Source organism: Priestia sp. MDV22-iso46 (assembly GCF_058629175.1).
Map to the genome: position 1 here is coordinate 1,715,125 of NZ_JBZVWT010000001.1, position 22,255 is coordinate 1,737,379.

General features: G+C 38.8%; 23 protein-coding genes. 7 read left to right on the forward strand and 16 right to left on the reverse strand.

What is annotated here, in order from left to right; all coding sequences use genetic code 11:
- The first annotated feature begins 20 nt into the window (after positions 1-20).
- From mtnK to AC4NPH_RS08825, 3 genes are all read left to right on the forward strand, one after another.
- Positions 21-1,193 (forward strand): S-methyl-5-thioribose kinase, encoded by a 1,173-nt coding sequence (mtnK, locus tag AC4NPH_RS08815; protein WP_029325077.1) that lies wholly within the window; start codon positions 21-23, stop codon positions 1,191-1,193.
- Between the two features lie 35 nt (positions 1,194-1,228).
- On the forward strand, positions 1,229-2,287 hold the full coding sequence (mtnA, locus tag AC4NPH_RS08820; RefSeq protein ID WP_013055954.1) for an S-methyl-5-thioribose-1-phosphate isomerase: 1,059 nt from the start codon (positions 1,229-1,231) through the stop codon (positions 2,285-2,287).
- A gap of 133 nt (positions 2,288-2,420) precedes the next feature.
- Complete coding sequence (locus AC4NPH_RS08825) at positions 2,421-2,585, forward strand: hypothetical protein (RefSeq protein ID WP_013055953.1); 165 nt, start codon at positions 2,421-2,423, stop codon at positions 2,583-2,585.
- On the opposite strand, the gene AC4NPH_RS08830 is transcribed toward AC4NPH_RS08825, so the two are convergent.
- From AC4NPH_RS08830 to AC4NPH_RS08865, 8 genes are all read right to left on the reverse strand, one after another.
- Positions 2,586-3,089, reverse strand: a complete 504-nt coding sequence (locus tag AC4NPH_RS08830) for a methylated-DNA--[protein]-cysteine S-methyltransferase (RefSeq protein WP_029325075.1) — start codon at positions 3,087-3,089, stop codon at positions 2,586-2,588.
- An 18-nt stretch (positions 3,090-3,107) separates the two neighbouring features.
- Entirely contained in the window at positions 3,108-5,264 is a 2,157-nt protein-coding gene (locus AC4NPH_RS08835) for a PAS domain S-box protein (protein ID WP_213019893.1), read from the reverse strand.
- Between the two features lie 443 nt (positions 5,265-5,707).
- The gene (locus AC4NPH_RS08840) at positions 5,708-6,424 is read right to left on the reverse strand and encodes a LutC/YkgG family protein (RefSeq protein WP_041816513.1); all 717 of its coding nucleotides are present in this window, start codon (positions 6,422-6,424) and stop codon (positions 5,708-5,710) included.
- Positions 6,399-7,838: a LutB/LldF family L-lactate oxidation iron-sulfur protein gene (locus tag AC4NPH_RS08845; protein WP_013055949.1), complete on the reverse strand. Its 1,440-nt coding sequence runs from the start codon at positions 7,836-7,838 to the stop codon at positions 6,399-6,401. The genes AC4NPH_RS08840 and AC4NPH_RS08845 overlap by 26 nt, the downstream gene beginning before the upstream one ends.
- 17 nt (positions 7,839-7,855) lie before the next feature.
- Positions 7,856-8,575: a (Fe-S)-binding protein gene (locus tag AC4NPH_RS08850; protein ID WP_029325071.1), complete on the reverse strand. Its 720-nt coding sequence runs from the start codon at positions 8,573-8,575 to the stop codon at positions 7,856-7,858.
- A 481-nt stretch (positions 8,576-9,056) separates the two neighbouring features.
- On the reverse strand, positions 9,057-9,887 hold the full coding sequence (nadE, locus tag AC4NPH_RS08855; protein WP_013055947.1) for an NAD(+) synthase: 831 nt from the start codon (positions 9,885-9,887) through the stop codon (positions 9,057-9,059).
- Positions 9,888-9,922: 35 nt separating this feature from the next.
- Complete coding sequence (locus tag AC4NPH_RS08860) at positions 9,923-11,443, reverse strand: nicotinate phosphoribosyltransferase (protein ID WP_013055946.1); 1,521 nt, start codon at positions 11,441-11,443, stop codon at positions 9,923-9,925.
- Positions 11,444-11,581: 138 nt separating this feature from the next.
- Complete coding sequence (locus AC4NPH_RS08865; RefSeq protein WP_013055945.1) at positions 11,582-12,301, reverse strand: FadR/GntR family transcriptional regulator; 720 nt, start codon at positions 12,299-12,301, stop codon at positions 11,582-11,584.
- 193 nt (positions 12,302-12,494) lie between these two features.
- On the opposite strand from AC4NPH_RS08865, the gene AC4NPH_RS08870 reads away from it, so the two are divergent.
- Positions 12,495-14,264 (forward strand): B12-binding domain-containing radical SAM protein, encoded by a 1,770-nt coding sequence (locus tag AC4NPH_RS08870; RefSeq protein WP_013055944.1) that lies wholly within the window; start codon positions 12,495-12,497, stop codon positions 14,262-14,264.
- A 27-nt stretch (positions 14,265-14,291) separates the two neighbouring features.
- On the opposite strand, the gene AC4NPH_RS08875 is transcribed toward AC4NPH_RS08870, so the two are convergent.
- From AC4NPH_RS08875 to phaR, 7 genes are all read right to left on the reverse strand, one after another.
- The gene (locus AC4NPH_RS08875; protein WP_013055943.1) at positions 14,292-14,465 is read right to left on the reverse strand and encodes a protein YkzE; all 174 of its coding nucleotides are present in this window, start codon (positions 14,463-14,465) and stop codon (positions 14,292-14,294) included.
- 2 nt (positions 14,466-14,467) lie between these two features.
- On the reverse strand, positions 14,468-14,629 hold the full coding sequence (gene ykzP, locus AC4NPH_RS08880; RefSeq protein WP_013055942.1) for a protein YkzP: 162 nt from the start codon (positions 14,627-14,629) through the stop codon (positions 14,468-14,470).
- 287 nt (positions 14,630-14,916) lie between these two features.
- Positions 14,917-16,296 carry a TrkH family potassium uptake protein gene (locus AC4NPH_RS08885; protein ID WP_255256020.1) on the reverse strand — a complete coding sequence of 460 codons (1,380 nt, stop codon included), beginning with the start codon at positions 16,294-16,296 and terminating at the stop codon, positions 14,917-14,919.
- 223 nt (positions 16,297-16,519) lie between these two features.
- Entirely contained in the window at positions 16,520-16,699 is a 180-nt protein-coding gene (locus AC4NPH_RS08890; RefSeq protein ID WP_013055940.1) for a hypothetical protein, read from the reverse strand.
- Positions 16,700-16,819: 120 nt separating this feature from the next.
- On the reverse strand, positions 16,820-17,908 hold the full coding sequence (locus AC4NPH_RS08895; RefSeq protein WP_013055939.1) for a class III poly(R)-hydroxyalkanoic acid synthase subunit PhaC: 1,089 nt from the start codon (positions 17,906-17,908) through the stop codon (positions 16,820-16,822).
- 76 nt (positions 17,909-17,984) lie between these two features.
- The gene (locus AC4NPH_RS08900) at positions 17,985-18,728 is read right to left on the reverse strand and encodes an acetoacetyl-CoA reductase (RefSeq protein ID WP_013055938.1); all 744 of its coding nucleotides are present in this window, start codon (positions 18,726-18,728) and stop codon (positions 17,985-17,987) included.
- An 81-nt stretch (positions 18,729-18,809) separates the two neighbouring features.
- Positions 18,810-19,409: a polyhydroxyalkanoic acid synthase subunit PhaR gene (gene phaR / locus AC4NPH_RS08905; protein WP_013055937.1), complete on the reverse strand. Its 600-nt coding sequence runs from the start codon at positions 19,407-19,409 to the stop codon at positions 18,810-18,812.
- A 392-nt stretch (positions 19,410-19,801) separates the two neighbouring features.
- Here phaR and phaQ point away from each other — a divergent pair, with 392 nt between their 5' ends.
- From phaQ to AC4NPH_RS08920, 3 genes are all read left to right on the forward strand, one after another.
- Entirely contained in the window at positions 19,802-20,242 is a 441-nt protein-coding gene (gene phaQ, locus AC4NPH_RS08910; RefSeq protein ID WP_013055935.1) for a poly-beta-hydroxybutyrate-responsive repressor, read from the forward strand.
- Positions 20,243-20,410: 168 nt separating this feature from the next.
- Entirely contained in the window at positions 20,411-20,923 is a 513-nt protein-coding gene (gene phaP, locus AC4NPH_RS08915; RefSeq protein WP_013055934.1) for a polyhydroxyalkanoic acid inclusion protein PhaP, read from the forward strand.
- Between the two features lie 143 nt (positions 20,924-21,066).
- Complete coding sequence (locus AC4NPH_RS08920; RefSeq protein ID WP_013055933.1) at positions 21,067-21,264, forward strand: alpha/beta-type small acid-soluble spore protein; 198 nt, start codon at positions 21,067-21,069, stop codon at positions 21,262-21,264.
- Between the two features lie 50 nt (positions 21,265-21,314).
- On the opposite strand, the gene sigI is transcribed toward AC4NPH_RS08920, so the two are convergent.
- Positions 21,315-22,025 carry an RNA polymerase sigma factor SigI gene (gene sigI, locus AC4NPH_RS08925; protein WP_097813247.1) on the reverse strand — a complete coding sequence of 237 codons (711 nt, stop codon included), beginning with the start codon at positions 22,023-22,025 and terminating at the stop codon, positions 21,315-21,317.
- Positions 22,026-22,255: the final 230 nt, after the last annotated feature.

Below are 22,255 nucleotides of genomic sequence, written 5' to 3' on the forward strand. Positions count from 1 at the left end.
TAAACTATGGAGGGATTCCGATGTCAACAACAAAAACAGAGAAGTATCAGCCTTTAACAGAAATTTCAGCAATCAAACTTGTGAAAAAGCTAGGTCTTTTTGATGCCACAGAAGCGCTGACTGCCCGTGAAATTGGTGACGGCAACTTAAATCTCGTCTTTCACATCATAAATGATCAAACGAATAAATCCATTATCGTCAAACAAGCACTTCCCTATGCAAAAGTTGTAGGCGAAAGCTGGCCTCTATCATTGAACCGTGCCACAATTGAAAGCAATGCGCTCAAGCAATTTGGTGCATTTACGCCAGAACTTGTGCCCGCTGTTTATTACCACGATGAAACGCTTGCTGTTACGGTCATGGAAGATCTGTCTCATTTAACGATTTCTCGCGCCGGACTTATTCAAGGTGAAAGTTATCCTCTGCTCTCACAGCATATCGGTTCTTTTTTAGGACATATTGCGTTCAAAACGTCTGATTTCGCCTTAAAGCCTCAGGATAAAAAAGAAGAAGTTGTTAAGTACAGCAACCCGGACTTATGCAATATTACGGAAGATTTAGTGTTTACAGATCCTTTTTTTGATATTGATACAAATGAATTTGAAAAAGCGCTGCGTCCTGATGTAGAAGAATTGTGGAATGATGGTGATGTAAAGCTACAAGCAGCAAAATTAAAATATAAATTTTTAACAAATGCGCAAACGCTAATCCACGGTGATTTACATACAGGCAGCATCTTTGCTAGCAGTCAAGAAACGAAAGTGATTGATCCAGAGTTTGCTTTTTACGGTCCGTTTGGATTCGATTTAGGGCAATTTGTTGCGAATTTATTTTTAAATGCTCTTTCTCGAGAAACAAATCGCGAACCGTTATTTGCACACATTACGAACACATGGAACGTATTCAAAGATACCTTTACTGCGCTTTGGCATTCTGAAAACACTGAACCTTTCGCTAAAGATGAGCGCTTATTACATGAAATTTTAACGCAAACGTGGCAAGATGCTGTTGGATATGCAGGATGTGAAATCATTCGACGTACGATTGGCTTAGCTCACGTGGCGGACTTAGACGAAATTTCTTCAGAGGAAAGAAAAATTAACGCTAAACGTACTGCGTTAAAAATTGGACGTTATTTGCTTCTGCACCAACAAGACGTTTCACCAAATGAATTTGAACATTTACTTCGATAACGAATAATGTACACAATGAAAGGATCGGTATCAGCATGACAAATACACTATCACTTCCGCGCTCAGTGGAATGGAATGAATCATATATTACTTTATTAGATCAGCAGCAGCTTCCTGGCAAAGTTGAATATATTAAGCTGCAAACCATTAAAGACGTATGGGATGCTATCACTACCTTGAAAGTACGCGGAGCCCCTGCAATTGGCATTACGGCGGCTTTTGGTCTTGCTCTTTCTGCGCTTAGCTATGACACAGATTCAGTCAAGGAATTTAACAAAAAGCTAGCTCTTGATCAACAGTATTTAGCTAGTTCACGCCCTACTGCCGTCAATTTATTTTGGGCATTGGAGCGCGTAGCGAAAAGCGCTGAATCCGCTTCTTCCGTTAATGAAGCTAAAACAAAAGTTGTTCATGAAGCTATTCAAATTCAAGTAGAAGATGAAGAAACGTGCTACCGAATTGGAGATCATGCTCTTTCTTTATTTAAAAAGAAAGATAAAATCATGACAATATGTAATGCTGGTTCAATTGCTACAGCTTATTATGGAACAGCATTAGCACCTTTTCACTTGTCTAAGCAGCGCGATATTCCGCTTGAAGTATTTGCCTGTGAAACAAGACCCGTTCTTCAAGGTTCTCGCTTAACAGCATGGGAACTTCAGCAGTCGGGAGTGGACGTGACGCTGATTACGGATAATATGGCTGCTCATACAATTAAAACAAAAGGAATTAATGGGATTATTGTAGGTGCTGACCGCATTGCAGCAAATGGCGATACGGCTAACAAAATTGGAACATATGGACTTGCTCTTTTAGCGAAAGCATTCGGTATTCCATTTTACGTAGCAGCGCCGCAGTCCACATTTGATTTATCTATTCAAGACGGCAGCAGCATCCCTATTGAAGAACGTTCACCTAAAGAAGTAACGCACATTGGAGATACACAAATTGCTCCAGACGGAATCTCTGTGTACAATCCAGCTTTTGATGTGACGCCAAGCGAACTGATTACGGCCATTATTACAGAGCATGGAATTATCCATTCTCCGTCTTTTGAATCCATTCAAAAAGTTTTGCTGCAATCTGCTCAATAAAAAAAGCCGCTGCTATGCGGCTTTTTTTGTTGAGCACTGGTTTTCAACTGCATTTGTAACACAATTGTAACAGTACTCTCTTCTTTTTCTACATATATTATAGGGGATTCTTTTTGAATAAGGGGGAGTAAATATGAGTTCAGAGCAAAAAACGGATAAAAACAAAGCGCTGAATCGTAAGCAGCAATATCAGCTATTCGATTTATCCAAAGATGAAGAACTAAATTCCCTCCCTTCTCCTCAACAAATTGACGGTGTTTTTGTGCAAGGAGAAGGCTGGAAATTAGACGGTGAATAGTTATTTCAACTCCAGAGCGCCTTTTGCTACATTTCTTTCAAGCATTAATAGTTTCTCTTTTATATGAGTTTGGGAGCCTGCATAACCTGTTAATGCTCCATTTTTTCCAATCACACGGTGACAAGGTAAAATAATAGGCAGTGGATTTCGACGATTCGCTTGTCCCACAGCCCTTACGGCTTTAGAGCGATTAACAGACTCCGCTACCTCACTGTAAGACCACGTTTGTCCATAAGGTATACCTTTAAGCGTTAACCACACTTCTTTTTGGAAGTCTGTTCCTTTTACATCCAAAGGCAAATCAAATGTTAGCGTGCGCCCTGTAGCATAATCCTGCAGCTGTCTCTTTGCTTCTTTCACATGGTGATAATCCTCATCATGGACAAGTTTTTTAAGCTGCTCGTTATGATCATCGCTATCAAACCAAATATGTTGAACCCCTTTTTCCGAGGCTACAATATAAATTTTTAAATCAGAAAATAAATTCATTTCTCCGTAGTACATATTTTTTATCCTTTCTAATTAAGCTGGAAGAATAACATGAAAAGCTGTGCCTTCTCCTATTTTGCTTTCCACTTCAATTCGCCCTTTATGTTCTTCGATAATTTTATATGAGACCATCAAACCGAGTCCCGTTCCTTTTTCTTTTGTCGTATAAAATGGTTCTCCTAAGCGCTTGATGCGCTCTTCGGGCATTCCGTCTCCTTGATCTCGAATGGAGACCGTCACGTAGTGCGGCTCTGTAGAGTAAACTTCAACAATAATTCTTCCTCCGTTTGACGTGACTTCAATTGCATTTTTAATTACATTTATTAGTACTTGCTTAATCTGGTTCGGCTCGCAGTACACCATTGGCAGCTGAGGAGACACACTTAGTTCAAACTGAATATTTTCTAAAAGCGCTTGAGCATTTAATAAATCAATCGTTTCTTTAACAACCGCAGCTAGATTTTTCTTTTCAAACTTTACAGCCTGTGGCTTAGCGAGTACTAGAAACTCTGTAATAATGGTTTCAATTCTTTTTAATTCAGATTTAATAATATCAAAATAAAGAGAGTGATCTTCTTGAATGCTGCTTTCTAACAGCTGAACAAACCCTTTTAAAGCCGTCATCGGGTTGCGGATTTCATGCGCAATCCCAGCTGCTAACTGTCCGACTACTTGAAGCGTATCCGATTTCCGAATCTGCTCTTGCATTTGATTTCGTTCCGTTACGTCTCTTAAAAGCGTCATATATAGACCTGGCAAGATATCTTTTTTCGTAGAAAATTCGATATTTTTAACTTTTTCGTTCCCCGTAACGTACGTAATCTCTCCTTCAGCTTCCCCTTTTTGCTCAATCGTTTCTTTATGCTCAATGACCACATCTAAATTCGCTGAAGAAATAAAATCCTCCATGGAGTGCGCACAAATCTCCTCTTTGCTGAGTTCTAGAATATCACAAAGAGAAGAATTTACATCAATAATATTTCGCTTGCCGTCCCATAAAACTAACCCATCGATCGAACCATTAAAAATCTGTCTGAATTTCTCTTCGTTATTCCGAAGCTCCTGTTCGATTTTTGTACGTTCACTGATGTTTCGAAAAATCGTTAAATGGTCTCCTTCTATAATGCCTTTTTTCCCTGTGAATTCCAACTGTTTGATTTCTCCATTTGGCATGTAAAAAGGAAGCTGATTGCGAATTTCTCCTTTTGTTTGAAACGTTTGGAGCACCTTTAACGCACTAAAGCTTTTTGTATCGATAAACGTATACAAATTGCTTCCAATTAATTTGTTTAACGGCAGCTCAAATGTACGCGAAGAAGCAAGATTAGCGTTCAAGATTTCACCATCGTCTCTCCAAATCAAGATCGCTTCAATCGCATTTTCAAAAATAGCCCTGAAATTTTTTTCGCTTCTCAACAGCTGCTGCTCCATCAGCCGTTTTTCCGTCACGTCTCTCATAATGGACATATAGTATTGACTGTATATATTAGCCGTTGTGGTAAATTCAAAAAAAGTAACGTCTCCATTTTCGAGCCTGATCGGTAGCTCACCGCTTGTCTTTCCTTCTTGATGCAGAGTTCTCCATAATTTTTTCACCTTATAATGATAAGTAGGTTCTACAAGCTCTTCTAATGTTTTGGTTAGAAGCTGTGCTCTTGTATAATTTAATCGTTCGCAAAATGAAGGGTTCGCGTCGATAAGCTGACCCGTTCGATCAAAAATGACAATTCCGTCTACCGCTTCATTAAATACATCCATAAACATATGATGACTAATAAACCGTTCATTTTCCATCATTTTGTGCTGCGTAATATCTCGAAATGTACACACAATAATGCCCGACATGTGACTATGTTTGTGTGAAGTAAATTCAACATGTTTCATCATGCCGCTTCGAAGCGTCATCGCGCCTTCATATTTGAAATAGCTTTCTTCTAAGAGTGCAGGATAATACGCTTCAATCATGTCATACGGAAAATACATCAGAAAATCTTTCATTTGATGCGTTAATAGCTCATCCTTTGTTTTTTCAAACAGCCCGCAGGCTGATTCATTTGCATTTATAACTTGAAAATACTCATCAAATACGACAATGGCATCTAATACGTCATTAAAAATAGCTCGTAGCTGCTGTAATTCACCTTGCTGCTTTTGCGCAGCTTCAGATGTTAATTCTCTATGTGGTGACATGCTCATTGCTCCTTTCTTTTGCACTTCCCATTTCCCCACCTTTTATCTATAGACTTAGTATTCTACAAGATTTGCTTTTTACCTTTTTAAAATTAGGCACGTTTATTCAAAATGCGACATTTCTTCACATTATCCCGCTATTTAGAAAGAAAGTATGAATAAAAGAGGCTGGGACATAACTACACCAATCTAATTTAAAAACGAACAAATTGGATAAGCGCCCTAGTATAGATCAATTGTTACACCGCCGTTGATTTCTGTGCAAGGCTTCTCTTTCCGCGGGCGGCGGCTGAGCCTCCTCGTCGCTTGCCCTCCAATCAACTGCTAGAAGGAACGAAACAGATAAAACCTACGCTCAACATAACAAAGAAAACGAACCATTAATCAAACACGTTGATTAATGGTTCGTTTTTCACTTGGGCTAAAATACTTTTGTCCCGGCCTCATCGATCATTCACTACAATATAAGTTGCTTGAATAGGCCCATGCACACCAACTACTAAATTCATTTCAATATCAGCTGAATTACTCGGTCCCGTAATAAAGTTAATGCAAGAAGCAATCGTTTCTCCTCGCTCTACTTTTTCATGAATCATTTCAGCGGCTTGTGTCATGCGAGGGACAATTGAGCTTTGAGGTATGATTGCAATATAAGTGGCGGGCAGCAAGCTTACCGCTCGTCCCTTTGCAGCACTGCTGAACAAAACAACTGTTCCAGATTCCGCTAGCGTCAAATCACTGAACGTGATGCCGACGTTTGCTTGTTCAGCTAGTTTAACATTCTCATCGCCTTTTACTGAATTCCATACGTGAAGGTTACGGTTTGTTTCCCATTTCTCCATCAGCGGATTCAATCCATATTCGGAAAACCTGGGATCATTCCACGTGCAGACAAGACCATTTCCATAGTTCGCTACGGCTTCCTCAAGGGCATCTGGTAAGTGTTGTGATGAGGTTTCTACATAGCGAGTATGAATACGTTCGCAATGGTTTTCAAGCTCTTTCTTTAATTGATCCGGCGAATAGTTGCGGTAGACCTCATGCTGAGGAGCATGCTTCCATTGTGGCTTTACTACACCGCCTGTTCGCCTGCTTCGCTTAAGATTAGCAGCAACATTGTCTAAAAAACTGTCTCTATTTTGAATGCTTCCGTTCATCATCATCACTCCTTTTATCAAACCAATCTCGTAAGCGCTCTTTTGTAGGCGCTGGAAACTCTCTGCTTTCCGTCCACGCTTTTAATGGACCAGGCCCTTTGGAAATACTACTTCCTGACATAAAAGGAGTAAGAGCTGCCGGTGCTACTTTAGCGCCCACTGTATATAGAGAAGAAGAAGCTGCTCCCAAGCCAAATGCTTTCATCGCCAGCTTTTCCGAAATAGGTGCTTTTCCTTCTTTTTCAACAATTCGCTGACGATGCTTGTGCAATAGCTCATGCAGCGGAATTTTGACCGGACAGGCATCTGTACAGGCTGCGCATAGCGTTGAGGCATATGGAAGCTCTTTGTAGTCTTCATAGCCTCCAAGTAAAGGAGATAATACAGCTCCAATCGGCCCTGAATAAATAGATCCATATGAATGTCCTCCAATATGGCGATACACGGGACATACATTCACACATGCCGCACAGCGAATACACTGTAAAACAGATTGAAACTCAGTTCCTAAAATCGCAGATCGTCCGTTATCTACAATCACTAGGTGAAATTCTTCCGGTCCGTCTACTTCCCCTGGAAGTCTAGGTCCCGTAAGTGCCGTTACGTAGCTTGTAAGCCGCTGACCTACTGCACTTCTAGTTAACAGACTTACCAACACTTCAAACTCTTCAAATGTTGGCACAATTCGTTCCATTCCCATAACCGTAATTTGCGTTTTAGGAAGGGCGGTCGTTAGCCTTGCATTTCCTTCATTGGTAACAAGTGAAATAGATCCAGATTCTGCAATCGCAAAATTACATCCTGTAATGCCAATATCTGCTGATAAAAATTCTTTTCTCAGCATTTCCCGGGCATGAAGAGCTAGTTCTTCAGGTTTTTCTGTCTTTTTATAAGAAAGCTTTTCCTGAAATACATCTCTAATTTGTTCTTTATTTTTATGAAGCGCAGGAGCTACGATATGAGAAGGCGGATCGTGATCATCTACTTGCAGGATATATTCTCCTAAGTCCGTTTCAATAACTTCACAGCCTAGTTCTTCTAAAGCAGCGTTCATATGAATTTCTTCTGTAACCATTGACTTGGATTTAACCACTTTCTTTGCCTGTTTTTTCCTCGCTACATTTTTTATGTACTCATTCGCTTCTTCAGCTGTTTGAGCGAAAAAAACGTGGCCTCCGCGTTTAGCTACATTATCAGTGAGCTGCTCTAAATAGTAATCTAAATTTTCAAGCGTATGCTGACGAATTTCTTCGCCAAGCGCTCTCCATTCTTCCCAGTTTCCTAGCTCTTCTGCCGCATCTAATCTACGGCTTCTTAAGCGCTCTTGAGCACTTGAAACTGCAAAGCGCATAAACGCATTATTGACTCCATCATCGACGCGTTTTTTAAACTGATCATTTCCTATTTTCATAGACATTCGGTATTCTCCTTTCTTTACATTCTGCTATTTAATACTTCAGCGATATGCATCACTTTTACAGGCTGTCCTTTTCGTTCAATTCTTCCTCCAATATTCATAAGACAGCCGCAGTCAGCTCCAATTAAGTACTCTGCGTTTGTCTTAGCTATACAGCCTACTTTTTCATCGACCATTTGTTCAGAGATTTGCCCCATTTTAACCGAAAACGTCCCACCGAATCCGCAGCAGTTATGACTGTTTTCAAGGTTCTCCATTTCAAGACCCTTTACATTGTTTAATAGTGTAAAAGGTTCTTTTTTTACGTTTAGCAAACGCGTCATATGACAGGAAGAATGATAAGTGGCTTTCCCATTTAAGCTGGCTCCTACATCTTCCACTTTTAAAACGTTTACAATAAAATCTGTTAGCTCATACGTTTTATCAGCAAGCTTCACGGCAGGTTCATGCCATGCAGCATCACCTTCAAAAAGATGAGGATACTCTTTGAACATTGTCACACACGATCCAGACGGAGATACAACGTACTCTGCATGCTCAAACGCTTTTATCATGTTTTTCATCGCTTCTTTTGATTCTTTTACGTAACCGCTATTATACGCAGGCTGCCCGCAGCAAACTTGACTCTTTGGAAAATCCACTTCACAGCCTAATCGTTCTAACAATTCTACCGTCGCTTTTCCTACATTTGTTTGAAACATATCAATCAAACATGTGGCAAATAAAGATACTTTCATCATTTGCTCCCTCCAAGCTGATCATTTTACTTCTTTTTAGTTAACAGGTCATCAGATGACTTAATGCTATTATACTCCTATGTTTTTCTAATTTCACTAGTTTTTCAAAAATACCTTTCTTTGTTTGCTATCTTTTTTTCATAAAAACTAGGAAATTGAGGCATAACTAAATCATTTCAGTCTAAAGACGAACAAATTGGATAAATGATTTAATGTGAATTACTTGTTACACCGGGGTTGATTTCCGTGCAAGACTTCGCTTTCCTCGTCGCTCCCGCTCCTGCGGGGTCTCATCCCTTCCGCTTTTTCCGCAGGAGTCTTCGTCTTGCCCTCCAATCAACCGCTAGAAGAAACGAAACACGTGAAACCTACGTTTGCCATAACATTAAAAAAATCCGAACGGTGAAGATTCTCTATCAAGAATCTTCACCGTTCGGATCTTCCTTCAACTAAACTACTTTTGTCTTAGCTTCTTACTTATTTATTTCCAAAAATCATCAAATACTGTGATTGGCAATTGGCGTTTATGCTGCGTTTTTAAGAAGTGACCTTCAATGACGTTACTTGCATGTTCACCTACATCTTTACCTTCTAAATAATCGTCAATTTGCTCATACGTTACGCCAAGCGCTTCTTCATCCGGAAGCTGTGGACGATCTTCTTCCAAATCAGCCGTTGGTTTTTTCATATATAGATGCTCGGGACAGCCTAATTCTTTTAGCATTTGTTTTCCTTGTCGCTTGTTCAGACGGAAGATAGGGACTAAGTCAGCTCCTCCGTCACCGAATTTTGTATAAAATCCTGTAACAGCTTCAGCAGAGTGATCCGTTCCGAGTACGACTCCACTGTACATGCCCGCTACCGTATATTGCGCAATCATTCGTTCACGTGCTTTTACATTTCCTTTGTTGAAGTCGGAAACTTTATCATCTGCCGCTTCTTCAACAGCAGAAAGCATAGCATCTACTGCTGGTTTTACGTTAATAGAAATAGATTTTGTTGGTTGAATAAAAGCAAGTGCATCTTGACAGTCTGCTTCATCTGCCTGCACACCGTATGGAAGACGAACAGCAATAAACTGATAGCGCTCTTCTCCGGCCTCTTCATTCAACTCATTAACCGCTAGCTGCGCCAGCTTTCCAGTTAACGTAGAATCTTGGCCGCCGGAAATACCTAGTACAAACGAACGTAAAAAAGGATATTTGTTCATGTAGGATTTCAGAAAATCAACGCTGCGGCGAATTTCTTCCACGGGATTAATTTCTTTTTGTACGTTCATTTCTTCAATAATTTGCTTTTGTAGCTCTTTCATAAAAAAACTCTCCTCTCATTACTAGCTGATGGAATCTACACAAGCACTGTATCAGATAGTAACTTGCTTCTAGTCTCTTCGATATTTTGCATTTTGTTATCCCAGCAGCTCGTACTCAAGTCTACCGGATACTCTGTAGGACGAAATACATCTTCGTTCGACTTTGTAATAACTTTATAGTCATCCCATAGATGCTTTAAGTTTTGTAAGCAGTAGGCTCTCATTTCTTCAATGGTAGGCTGCTCATACACAAGCTTTCCCTGTGCAAAGATTGGCTGGTGAATTTTACGTGCGTTAAAGTTCGTTACAAACTTGCTGACGTGCGTATGAATCGGATGAAACATTTTTAAATGCTGCTCTTCGTTCGGCACTTCGTCCTGCATCGTAATATAATCGCCTTCCCATTTGTGGTTCACTTGATTTACAATTCGATATACTTCTTTTAGGCCGGGAGTTGAAATTTTCTCCGGATTTTCTGACAGCTTAATCGTATCCACCATGTTTCCATAATCATCTTCAATAGAAACCAGCTTGTACACAGCTCCTAGCGCAGGCTGATCAAAAGAGGTCATGAGCTTTGTTCCAACTCCCCATCCATCAATTTTGGCACCTTGCGCTTTCAAATCTAGAATGCTGTACTCATCAAGGTCATTCGAAGCAAAAATTTTCACATCATGATAGCCAGCTTCATCAAGCATTTTTCTTGCCTCTTGAGAAAGATATGGAAGTCTTCCGCTATCTAATCGAATACCGATAAAATTAATGCGATCTCCCATTTCTTTTGCTACTTTAATAGCATTGGGAATACCTGATTTTAACGTATTATATGTATCTACTAAAAAGATACAGTTACGGTGTGATTCCGCATACTTTTTAAACGCGCTGTATTCATCACGATAGACTTGAACAAGCGCGTGAGCATGAGTACCAGACACGGGAATTCCAAATACTTTCCCCGCTCTTACATTACTGGTTGCATCAAAGCCTCCAATATAAGCAGCTCTTGCCCCGTAAAATGCAGCATCCATCTCGTGTGCTCTTCTTGAACCAAATTCCATAAGCTGATTCGTACCCGTATGCTCATATAAATTATCTTCTCCCGCGGCTAGGCGAATACGCGATGCTTTTGTCGCAATCAGCGGGTGGAAATTTAAAATATTTAAAAGCGGTGTTTCAATAAGCTGCGCTTCCGCTAAAGGAGCGTCAATCTGCAGAATTGGTTCGTTAGCAAAAATCATTTCGCCTTCTACAACCGAACGAACATTACCGCTAAAGCGAACTTGCTTTAAATAGTCGATAAACTCCGCTTCATAATGCAATTCTTCATATAAATAATCTAAGTCCGTTTCGCTAAACCTAAAATTAGCAATAAAATCAATTACTCTTTCTAGCCCGGCAAACACAGCATAACCGCTTTCAAACGGCATCCGACGAAAGTAAGCTTCGAATACAGAACGGCGTTTATGAATATGGTCTTTAAAATACGTATGTGCCATATTCAGTTCATATAAATCTGTATGCAAAGCTAAACTATCATCTCTATATTGCTTTTTCATACTTTGTAACCCTCCATTTGACAATCCTAGTTTCTATTATGTAAATCTTTTCACAATAGAGCAAGCATAAATTATCAGAAGGTGCTTGAATTTTAGTTTTTCTGTTATTTGGTGCACACTTTTCTACCTGAAATGGTATTATTTCTCTTCGGGTATGTATTTCATTAACACATGTTCAACATTATCAAGATGACTCATCATAAAATGCTGAGCGTCTTCTGCATGCTGAGAAAGAATAGCTTCATAAATTTGCTGATGCTCTTTATAAATCCGTTCAGCCGTTTTCTCTTCTGCATAAAGCCAGATGCGTCTTGTCTCTTTCATCGTTTCAATCATCATTTCTGATACGTTATTCATAAGCTTCACTAAAAGAGGGTTTTGCGAGGCTTTAGCAATGGCTAAATGAAAAGCAAAATCTGCTTTCTCTCCCAGCTCTTCATTGCCAAACGCTCCTTTCATTTGTTCCAGACTATCGCACAGCTGCTTGAGGTCCGCATCTGTTCTCTTTTGAGCTGCAGCACGAACAGCCCCAATTTCTAATACCTTTCTCACTTCAAGCAAATGTTCAATATCATTTTTATTCATTAATACAGCGCTAGTTACAGGCAAAGACAGCATATCGGAGTTAAACTCTCGTACAAATGTGCCTTCCCCCTGCTTCATCTCGAGCAGCCCCATCGCCCGCAAAGCACTAAGAGCTTCACGAATAGCTGAGCGCCCTACCTGAAAGTTTTCCGCCAGCTGCTGCACTGAATCCAAACGGTCACCAGGCTTTAAACTGCCTTCTTTTATATTCTCAAGAAGCGTTTCGGCTACTTCTTCGTATATTTTTTTTGGCTTAATTCGCTTATATTCCACGTTTTCCACCTCATTTTTTTCGTTCACCAAGGTTTACATTAACCGAGACTTTTTCTTCTTTTACGTTTCTGTTACATTTTACCGAAATCCTTTCCCCTCCACAACAAAAGTGGCAAGGTATTTATACTTTATTTCTCAAATGTGCTAAAATAGTAAATTGATTTCATATTACGAGTTAAAAGGAGCTTTTTGAATGAACATTGTTGTCAGTACATTGAATGCGAAGTATATCCATACTTCTTTAGCCCTTCGATGTTTAAAAGCCTATGCCGAGCCTGACTATAAAGTGGATATGGCCGAATATACGATTAAAGATCCTGCTATGAACATTGTCACGGATTTATATAAACGCAACCCTGATATTATTGGTTTCAGCTGTTACATTTGGAACATTGAAGAAACAATTAAAGTCGCACAAATGCTTAAAAAAATTAACCCCGAGCTCATCATTATATTCGGTGGACCAGAAGTAACCTATGATGTGACTCACTGGCTAGAGCGCATTCCTGAAGCTGACTTTATCGCTATTGGTGAAGGAGAAGAAACATTCAAGCAGCTTTTAGATGAACTTCACGGAGACCGTCAGTTTGAAAATGTAAGCGGCGTGGCTTTCCGAAAAGACGGCAAACCAGTTGTTAACCCGCAGCGCAATAAAATTGACCTGCGCGAAATGCCTTCTCCTTTCCGTTTTGAAGAAGACCGCCAAGAACTTTCAAAACGCGTTGTGTATATTGAAACAAGCCGCGGCTGTCCGTTTAGCTGTCAGTTCTGTCTCTCTTCTATTGAAGTAGGCGTTCGTTATTTCGATAGAGAAAAAGTAAAAGAGGATATTCGCTATTTGATGGATAACGGAGCGCGCACCATTAAGTTCGTAGACCGCACGTTCAACATCAGCCGCAGCTACGCCATGGAAATGTTCCAATTTTTAATTGATGAACACCGTGAAGGTACGGTATTTCAGTTTGAAATTACGGCCGATATTATGCGCCCTGAAGTCATTCAGTTCTTAAACGACAATGCGCCAAAAGGATTATTCCGCTTTGAAATTGGCGTGCAGTCTACAAATGATGCCGTTAATGAATTAGTTAAACGCAAACAAAATTTCAAAAAATTAACCCGTACCGTAACGATGGTAAAAGAAGGCGGAAAGATCGACCAGCATTTAGATTTGATTGCGGGACTTCCAGATGAAGATTATAACTCATTTAAAAATACGTTTAATGATGTATTTGCACTTCGTCCTGAAGAGCTTCAGCTGGGCTTTTTAAAAATGCTTCGCGGCACCGGCTTACGCTTAAGTGCATCTCGCTATAATTATCAATACATGGATCAATCGCCTTATGAAATTTTAAGCAATAACGTCTTGCCATTTTCAGATGTCGTACGTATCAAACATGTAGAAGATATTTTAGAAAAGTTTTGGAATGACCATCGAATGGATGAAACAATAGAGTTTTTAGTAGAGCACTGCTACGATACACCTTTTGATTTCTTCCAAAACTTCGGGACGTATTGGGATGAAATGGGCTGGGTTCGAATCGGCCATCAGCTTGAAGATTTATTCAGACGCCTTAGACAGTATATTGAAACAGAGAATTTTTCAAATGAAGAAATGATTGAAGGGTTTATGAAAATTGATTATTTACAAAACCAAAAGCATAAGCCTCGTAAACCTTGGTGGGACGATAAAGTAGAAAAACAAGTCCGCTCTCATTACTATCAGCAAATGCTTGCTAATCCTTCTATTATGGGACAGGCTTTTGAAGCTGAACAGCTTGCTGAAAAAGAATTATACAAGCACACCGTTTTAGAAATTCTTCCATTTGACTATATGTATTATAAACAAACGGGAAAAATAAATGAACAACCATCTGTTCTTCTTGCTTATTATGATCAAAAAGCAAATGATACAAAACTTTATTCAGCACCTGTAGAGGCATTTGGCCTTCCAGTTGTAAGCTAAAACCTCGGATGCCCGAGGTTTTTTTCTTTAACATTCTTTTTTCTTTTTTTGCTCTTTATCAGACTTTGTCTTTCCTAAGGATTCATATATTTTAGCTGCGTTGGGATCGCCCATTTCCGCTCCGAACTCTTCTTGCAGTAACTGTTTTTGCTTTGCTTCAGTGCTTGCGATATGCTTATTATTTTGTTTATGTTTGCTCATCGTTATTTACCTTGCTTTCCTTTTTTCGAATTGCGATTCGCGCCTTTAGCCGGCTCCTCGCCGCCAGCATATTCAGCAGCAAATTCTGCATCTGAAAGGCTCTCTTTTGGTGTATTATTGTTAGTCAGTGCTGATTTGTACCCTACTTTACGCTTTGCCATCATATATCCCTCCTATGCTTGGAAGTCCATTGAACTTCCTTTTCTTAGAATGCACTTTCTGATGCGTAATATAAGCAGAAAAAGCTGTAAAAAAGCGGTTGAAACATAACGAAATCATTTTACTCTAAATACGAATAAATGAGATAAATGGATTGACCCTCTTGTGACCCAGCTACATGAAACCTGCGTTCACCATCATAATAAAAAAATCCGAACGAGTTTGATTCTTAATCAAGAAACAAACTTGTTCGGATCTTCCTTCAACTAAAGTATTTGTGTCCCAGCCTCTTTTATCCAATAATAATACGTTCTTTCGGATAGTGATAATCCGGTCCAGACGTTGGACGGCGAAGCATTAAAATAAATGAAAACATGCCGATTCGGCCAATGAACATTAAAATCATAATAACGCATTTACCGATATCAGAAAGCCCTCCTGTAATTCCCATTGATAAACCTGTTGTTCCAAAAGCTGAACACACTTCAAAAATAAGCTCAATGAGAGAAAAATGTTCTGTAATACTTAAAATAAGAAGCGAAATCGAGCAAATGATTACGGCTAACATCGATACAGCTACTGATTTAATAATGTCATCTTCATGAATTTCGCGGCGAAAGATTTTAATCGTCTTATTTCCTCTTACGTAATAAAACAGGAAAAGAATATTTAATGCAAACGTCGTCGTACGAATTCCTCCCCCTACTGAGCTCGGTGAAGCACCGATAAACATCATCGCACTCATCATAATTAACGTAGGAAGTGAAAACTCATTAATATTCATGGTCGCCACTCCTCCGCTCCTTGTGGCAGCAGATTGGAAAAACGCATAAAAAAACGATTCATCCCAAGACTTATCTGCTAGAAATCCTGAATGCTCTAGCACAAGAATCAAGATTGTTCCCCCTGCTAACAGCAGAAAAAACATGATGGTCGTTAGCTTCGTAAATAGCGAAAATTGAAATTTACGCTTATCTTTAAATGTTAAAAAATAGTGCTTAATTTCAATTAATACAGGGAATCCAATCGCTCCAAGCGTAATTAAAATAACGGTTACCACTTGTACAAAATAATCATGGGCATACGGAATAAATGAAGATCCTGTAATATCGAAGCCAGCATTTGTTGTAGCGCTGACAGAAGCAAAGAACCCATGCAGAAAAGCATCTGTCCAGCTTGAGTAATAACGGAGAAAATGTAATCCTAAAATAATGGCGCCAACTAGTTCAATGGCAAAAATAATAAATAAAATATTTCTCATCAAGTCAACTAATCCTGATAAACGGGATTGGTTATGGTCTGTCATAATGAGCTGACGTTCCTTTAAACCGATTTTTTTACCCAAAATCATCCAAATAAATGTACTGAGTGTCATTACACCAATACCACCGATTTGAAAAATAAAAGCGAGCAAAAAATAGCCCGTCGTACTAAATGTATCCGGAGTGGAGACAGGTGTCAGCCCTGTTACACTTACCGCACTGACGGCAATAAATAAGCGATCAATAAATGCTAACTTCACTCCCGGCTTTAAAGCTTCTGGGATACTAAGTAATAGAAATCCAAGCGTAACAGCCACTATGTAAAATGTAACAATAATTTGAGCTGAAGACATCTGCCTTACTCGTCGTTTCCATGGTTGCGGCATAATCTGACATTCCTTTTTTGTTATAATACTAATAGTTTTCTTCTTTCTTCCCAAAGCATACTCATTGTTACACGGATTGCAATATCCATGTAAAAAATCCCATGTTCAAGAAGGTGACTACATTAGTATAAAAGAAGTCACCTCACTTGTCATTAGATATCATAAATCCCAGCAGCCCGCATAAAGGATCGTCACTCAATATTATCGGTTTACACAAAAAAACGAGGTTGCGACATAATTAAATGAATCAATCTAAAGACGAACAAATGGGATACATGAGCTGAACCGCTTGTGACACCGCTGTTGATTTCCGTGGAAGACTTCGCTTTCCGCGGGCGGCCCGTGAGCCTCCTCGTCGCTGACGCTCCTGCCGGGTCTCACCTGTTCCGCTTTTCTCGCAGGAGTCTTCGCCTTGCCCTCCAATCAACAGCTAGAAGCAACGACATACTTGAAACCTACGTTCACCATAACAAAAAACGAACCACTGATATCAGTGGTTCGTTTTTCACTTCGGCTAAAATACTTTTGTACCAGCCGCGTCTTTATTTTATTTAGAGCGTTTTTCTAGCCAATCGCCGATTGAAGGATATGTTTCCTTCACTGCTTTTGGACCAAATACAACAGATACGTGACCTGTTTGCAACAATTTATACTCTTTATCTTCACTTGAAACAGCGTCCATTAAAGCTGCCACCTGATGCGGCATCGCAATATGATCACGGCTAGCAGCAATGTTTAAAATATTAGCTTTAATATTTTTCAAATCTACTTTACGTCCGCGAACTTCAAGTTCACCATTGATTAATTTATTTTGTTGATAGAAGTCACGAATCCACTGACGATAAGCTTCACCAGCAAATGGGATTCCGTCAGCAACCCACTTTTGCATTAGCTTCCAGCTTTCAACAAACCGCTGATTTTCGGAACGGTCCACCAACGTTACATATGGGCCGTAGAAATTCGTGATTGGCTTTAACATCTTGTTTCCAAAGTCAATCATCTCTGGAGGGATGTTTCCGAATGTATCTACTGCTTTATCTAAATTAAAGTAGCGATCGTCTAGGAATGCTCCGTATAAACCTGTATCGGAAAAATCAAATGGACTTGTCATAAAAATTAAGTTTTTAATCGGCAAGTCTTCATTTAATGCAGCAAAAATAGATGTCATAGTTCCGCCCATGCAGTAACCAAGAACAGACAAATCAGGAGATTTAGAAGTGCGCAGCACCTTTTTCGCCGCTTTTGGAATATAATCTACAATATAATCATCTAGCTTCATATTGCTGTCTTCAAGCCCAGGAGTTCCCCAATCAAGCAAATACACGTCAAAACCGCGGTTTAATAAGTATTCAACAAGGCTGTTTCCAGGTGTTAAATCCAAAATATACGGTTTATTGATCAATGCATATACGAGTAAGATTGGTGTTTTATGCAGGTTATCTTTTACTGGCGTATAGCGATATAATTTCGCTTTGTTCTTTTTCCAAATAACCTCTTTTGGTGTTAATCCAACTTCCGGTTCCGCTTCTGTTGTCATAATTTCATATGCACGCTTAAAACGTCTTGCAGAACTTTTATATTCACTTGGCATTGATTTGATTAATTTTTCCCACTCTTGCACGTAAGGAATTGCCACGAATATACACACCCTTTCATTCCATTAGTAGTTAGTTAACAAGCACAGCCCCGACAAAAGTCAGGGCCAGCATTTATTACATGTATAAGCCGCCGTTAATGTTTAACTGTTGTCCTGTAATGTACGCGCCGTCTTTTGCTAAGTAAACAACTCCACGTGCAATTTCTTCAGCATGGCCTAAGCGACGAGTTGGAATTTTCGCAACAATTTTTGCACGAACATCCTCAGGAATTGCCATCACCATTTCCGTTTCAATAAATCCTGGGCAAATTGCATTAACTGTTACGCCTGTCTTAGCTAGTTCAAGAGCTAATGATTTAGTGAATCCTAGCATACCTGCTTTAGCAGCTGAGTAGTTTGTTTGACCAAATCCGCCCGCTTGACCAATAATTGATGAAATATTGATAACACGACCACCTTCAGATTCTAAAAGGTGCGTTAGCGCAGCTGATGTTGTGTTGTATACGCTATGTAAGTTTACATCAATTACTTTTTTCCAATCTTCTTCACCTAACTTCTTGAATGAACGGTCGCGCGTAATTCCAGCATTGTTTACTAGAATGTCTAATTGACCAAACGCAGCTTTTGTTTCTTCGATTAGGTGTTTTGCTTGATCTACATAAGACACGTCAGCTTGAACCGCAATAGCTTCTCCGCCGTTGTCTTTAATTTCTTTTACGATTGCTTCTGCAGATTCTTTACTGCTGTTATAGTTTACTGCTACTTTTACTCCATTAGAAGCAAGCTCACGTGTAATTGCTGCCCCGATACCTTTAGATCCGCCTGTTACGATTGCTACTTTACCTTGTAATGTTGTCATGAAAAATTTCCCCCTTGCTTCTTCAGCGATGATTTTTACTGTAAATACAGCAGTTAATGTTGTTATAAAATCCCCTATACCTTACTTGCGAGCCGGCTGCTCAGTTTTTTGAGCATTTGATGGTTTTGCTTCAGATTTAGCTTCTGCCTTTGGCTTTTCAGCTAATTTTTCTTGTTTTTCTAACAGCTGAGCCTGAAGCTGCTCACCTTGAGTTTTAATTTGTTTTTGAATAGTTTCTTTTAACTCGTCTTGTGTTTTTTGCTGCCCTTCAAGAAGAGATAAAACTTTGTCGAGTTTTTTGTCTAACGATTTGACATCAGATTTCAGCTTAGTGACATCTTTTTTCAAAGCAGATGCACTTTCTTGCTGTGCTTCTAATTCATCAAAACGATCGTCAAATTGCTCTTCTAATAATTCTACTTTTTCTTCCACATTGATGACTAATGACGCAACGTTTGCTACATCTTCTTTTGTTGGTACATTTACTTGGTGCAGATAGCGCCCCGTTACTTCATTTACTGCTTGTTGATATTGAAGGTTCATATTTAGCACATTTCCCATGAGCTGGGAAAATTCTTCACGATTCATATTGTCCCCAATAACTTTACCCCAGTAAGATTCGGTTTTGTCATATACGTCTTTCCATGCTTGAAACGGATCAAATACTTTTTGCTGTTCCAAAACTCCATCTCCTTTCTTGTGTACGTTAAAAGTGATGGCTTTCAATATGGACACTTAATGTGACAAGCGACATATTAGAAGCTCTAAGTAAACGCAACCAATTTTGCGTTTATTTATTGGATAATGTAAATCTTTTCACAATTCACTTACCAACAAATTATAAATGTTATAAAAATTACCTACATGTACTATTATAAATTCGTTTTCCAAAATAAACAATTCTAAATCTTTGTTTATTTTTGAATTTTTTTGACGCTTTTTGTCGAAATCCAAAAAATCGTTCTTTTTTCCTGTATTTGAAAGACCTGTTTTAAAGTGTTGACAATTTTTTCATCTAGGTGTAAATTACACATATAGAAAACAAATTCTCTTTTTTCGAAGGGGTGATTACCTTGGGATCAAGTGAAAAAGATAACACCTCTAATTCAAACAACTTAGAAAAATCGATTAGCGGTGCACCAAAAAACTTGATGGTTCCTTTTCTTCTTTTAAGTTTAAGAGGTTGGAATCTACATGGTTACAAGCTCATTCAGCAACTAATGAGCTTTGGATTCACATCAGTTGATCAGGGAAATGTCTACCGCACGCTGAGACAGCTTGAAAAAGACAACTTGATTACATCGCAATGGGATACGTCAGCTGAAGGACCTGCACGCCGGATTTATTCATTAACAGATGCCGGCGAACAATATTTAAGCATGTGGGCTAATTCACTTGAACAGTATCAAAACATGTTAGATTCATTTTTTCACATGTATACCGACATGTTGTTCCCTTTTAGCTCTTCTTCTTCTAAAAAGTCAAAAGAATCAAAAGAGGAAGAAAACGATTAAAGGGATTCACGCAGTACATCTGCGTTTCCTAATATAATGTTAAATTTCACGGTCAACCAGCGAGCGCGGAATGTTAGGTTTATCACACAACTACGAATTTCTTCTTTAACGTTTTGTTCATTACGATAACTGTTCGCCAGACCAAATTATTCAAGGAGGAATTTGATTATGTCAACAGTAAAGTATGATACAGTAATTGATGCAATGTGGGAACAATGGACAAAGGGGTTACAAAACATTGCAGAAGGAAACAAACAAATTGAGCAATGGACGTTAAAAGCACTTGAGCAACAGCAAGAATTTGTAACAAAAGCAGTTGAACAACTTCAAGCAACAGACAAACAATGGAAAGCTGAATTAGAAGATCTTCAACAAAAAACAGTTGAAAACTTACGTAAAACAGCTGGAAACGCTGTTGCCGATTCTTATGAAGAATGGACAAACCGCACGCATGAAGCATTAAATAAATTACAAGAGCTTTCTCTTAACCAAAGCAAATCAAGCTATTCTTTAGTAAAGCAAGCTCAAGAACAATATCATCAAGTAGTAACACAATTAGTAGAAGAGCAAAAGAAAACACGCCAAGAATTCCAACACGTATCTGATGCATACGTAGAACAAGTAAAATCTCTTCAAAAGTCATTTGCTCAGTCTCTTGAGCAATATGCAGTTGTAAAATAATATATAAAAAAGCCCAGCTTCTTTGAAAGCTGGGCTTTTTTATACTTTCTTGCAAACCATTACCAGTATGCAAAATAGGAAACAACAAATAATACAGGTACAGCAGTAAACTGCTGTACCACTAAAAAAGGAGATGACTAATCATGGCTAGAACAAATAAACTATTAACACCAGGTGTAGAACAATTTTTAGATCAATATAAGTATGAAATCGCTCAAGAATTTGGGGTAACTCTAGGTTCTGACACTGCTGCACGCAGCAACGGTTCAGTAGGCGGAGAAATCACAAAACGCTTGGTGCAACAAGCTCAAGCTCACTTAAGCGGCAGCACACAAAAATAAAACATAATTTCATAACATGGCTAAAAAAGGCACCTGCGTGTGCCTTTTTCTTACATAATATAGTCTTTTAAATACACGTAGTCCCCCGCTAATATAATAACCATCGCGATAATATATTTACGGTTTCTTTCAATTGTTTTCCGGCTCACTTTCACATGTTTTTCAATCAAGCGAATAGGAAGCTGCCGCTTTAAAAACAGCTTATCTTTTAATTCTTTTTCCTTGACGATAAAGGATGCAACTTCCACTGCATTTCCCCTTGCATCCTTATGTTTAGGAGACGTGTTAATAATGTCTTCAAGAGTTAATTTAAACAATTTTAGCGTCTGACAAAAATAAGTCATTTCCTCTTGAATATATGAAGTTTCACTTTGCCTTTTATAGTTAGAAAGCGATATATCCCTTTCTACCTTACCTTGAATAAAACCTTCATTTTCAATTCGGTTATAGAGCAGCGTTTGATTTCTCTTTTCTTTTCGAATATAGTCAATTACTCTTCTTTTAATAATAAGTTCCGCAAATGCAAGAAGGGATCTGCCTTTTTGGATTGTGTAATTTTCAATGGCTTCATTAAATGCAATCAGACCAATGCTAAATTCATCGTCAGCTTCACTTATATAACGTTTACATACAGCTGAAACAACTTTAGCAATAAACGGTTTATATTGTTGAATCATTTCGTTATGTAATTGTTTATCCCCTTGCTGAATCGTCAGTACAATCGTTTCAAGCGATGGAGGCGTTTGAACTTTTGTGAGCATTGGCTTCACCTCTTTTACTATACTCAATTACTTTATACCATGTTAATATCCATTCTTTTGATGACGAACAGGGTTTAGAAGCGCTCTGCTCCTCTTAATTTCCCTTTATTATAACCCATAATAGCTCAATTTTACCAATTAACATACATTTGAAATATATGTTTATAAACTGAAATAAACTTCATTGAACTGAATTACTCACGGCTGCTTCTGTTCTCTACAGAATATGA

Excerpts from the sequence above, each read along its gene's own strand:
- mtnK (WP_029325077.1), top strand. The coding sequence starts at position 21 with ATGTCAACAACAAAAACAGAGAAGTATCAGCCTTTAACAGAAATTTCA.
- mtnA (WP_013055954.1), top strand. The coding sequence starts at position 1,229 with ATGACAAATACACTATCACTTCCGCGCTCAGTGGAATGGAATGAATCA.
- AC4NPH_RS08825 (WP_013055953.1), top strand. The coding sequence starts at position 2,421 with ATGAGTTCAGAGCAAAAAACGGATAAAAACAAAGCGCTGAATCGTAAG.
- AC4NPH_RS08830 (WP_029325075.1), bottom strand. The coding sequence starts at position 3,089 with ATGTACTACGGAGAAATGAATTTATTTTCTGATTTAAAAATTTATATT.
- AC4NPH_RS08835 (WP_213019893.1), bottom strand. The coding sequence starts at position 5,264 with ATGTCACCACATAGAGAATTAACATCTGAAGCTGCGCAAAAGCAGCAA.
- AC4NPH_RS08840 (WP_041816513.1), bottom strand. The coding sequence starts at position 6,424 with ATGATGAACGGAAGCATTCAAAATAGAGACAGTTTTTTAGACAATGTT.
- AC4NPH_RS08845 (WP_013055949.1), bottom strand. The coding sequence starts at position 7,838 with ATGTCTATGAAAATAGGAAATGATCAGTTTAAAAAACGCGTCGATGAT.
- AC4NPH_RS08850 (WP_029325071.1), bottom strand. The coding sequence starts at position 8,575 with ATGAAAGTATCTTTATTTGCCACATGTTTGATTGATATGTTTCAAACA.
- nadE (WP_013055947.1), bottom strand. The coding sequence starts at position 9,887 with ATGAAAGAGCTACAAAAGCAAATTATTGAAGAAATGAACGTACAAAAA.
- AC4NPH_RS08860 (WP_013055946.1), bottom strand. The coding sequence starts at position 11,443 with ATGAAAAAGCAATATAGAGATGATAGTTTAGCTTTGCATACAGATTTA.
- AC4NPH_RS08870 (WP_013055944.1), top strand. The coding sequence starts at position 12,495 with ATGAACATTGTTGTCAGTACATTGAATGCGAAGTATATCCATACTTCT.
- AC4NPH_RS08875 (WP_013055943.1), bottom strand. The coding sequence starts at position 14,465 with ATGAGCAAACATAAACAAAATAATAAGCATATCGCAAGCACTGAAGCA.
- ykzP (WP_013055942.1), bottom strand. The coding sequence starts at position 14,629 with ATGATGGCAAAGCGTAAAGTAGGGTACAAATCAGCACTGACTAACAAT.
- AC4NPH_RS08900 (WP_013055938.1), bottom strand. The coding sequence starts at position 18,728 with ATGACAACATTACAAGGTAAAGTAGCAATCGTAACAGGCGGATCTAAA.
- phaP (WP_013055934.1), top strand. The coding sequence starts at position 20,411 with ATGTCAACAGTAAAGTATGATACAGTAATTGATGCAATGTGGGAACAA.
- AC4NPH_RS08920 (WP_013055933.1), top strand. The coding sequence starts at position 21,067 with ATGGCTAGAACAAATAAACTATTAACACCAGGTGTAGAACAATTTTTA.
- sigI (WP_097813247.1), bottom strand. The coding sequence starts at position 22,025 with ATGCTCACAAAAGTTCAAACGCCTCCATCGCTTGAAACGATTGTACTG.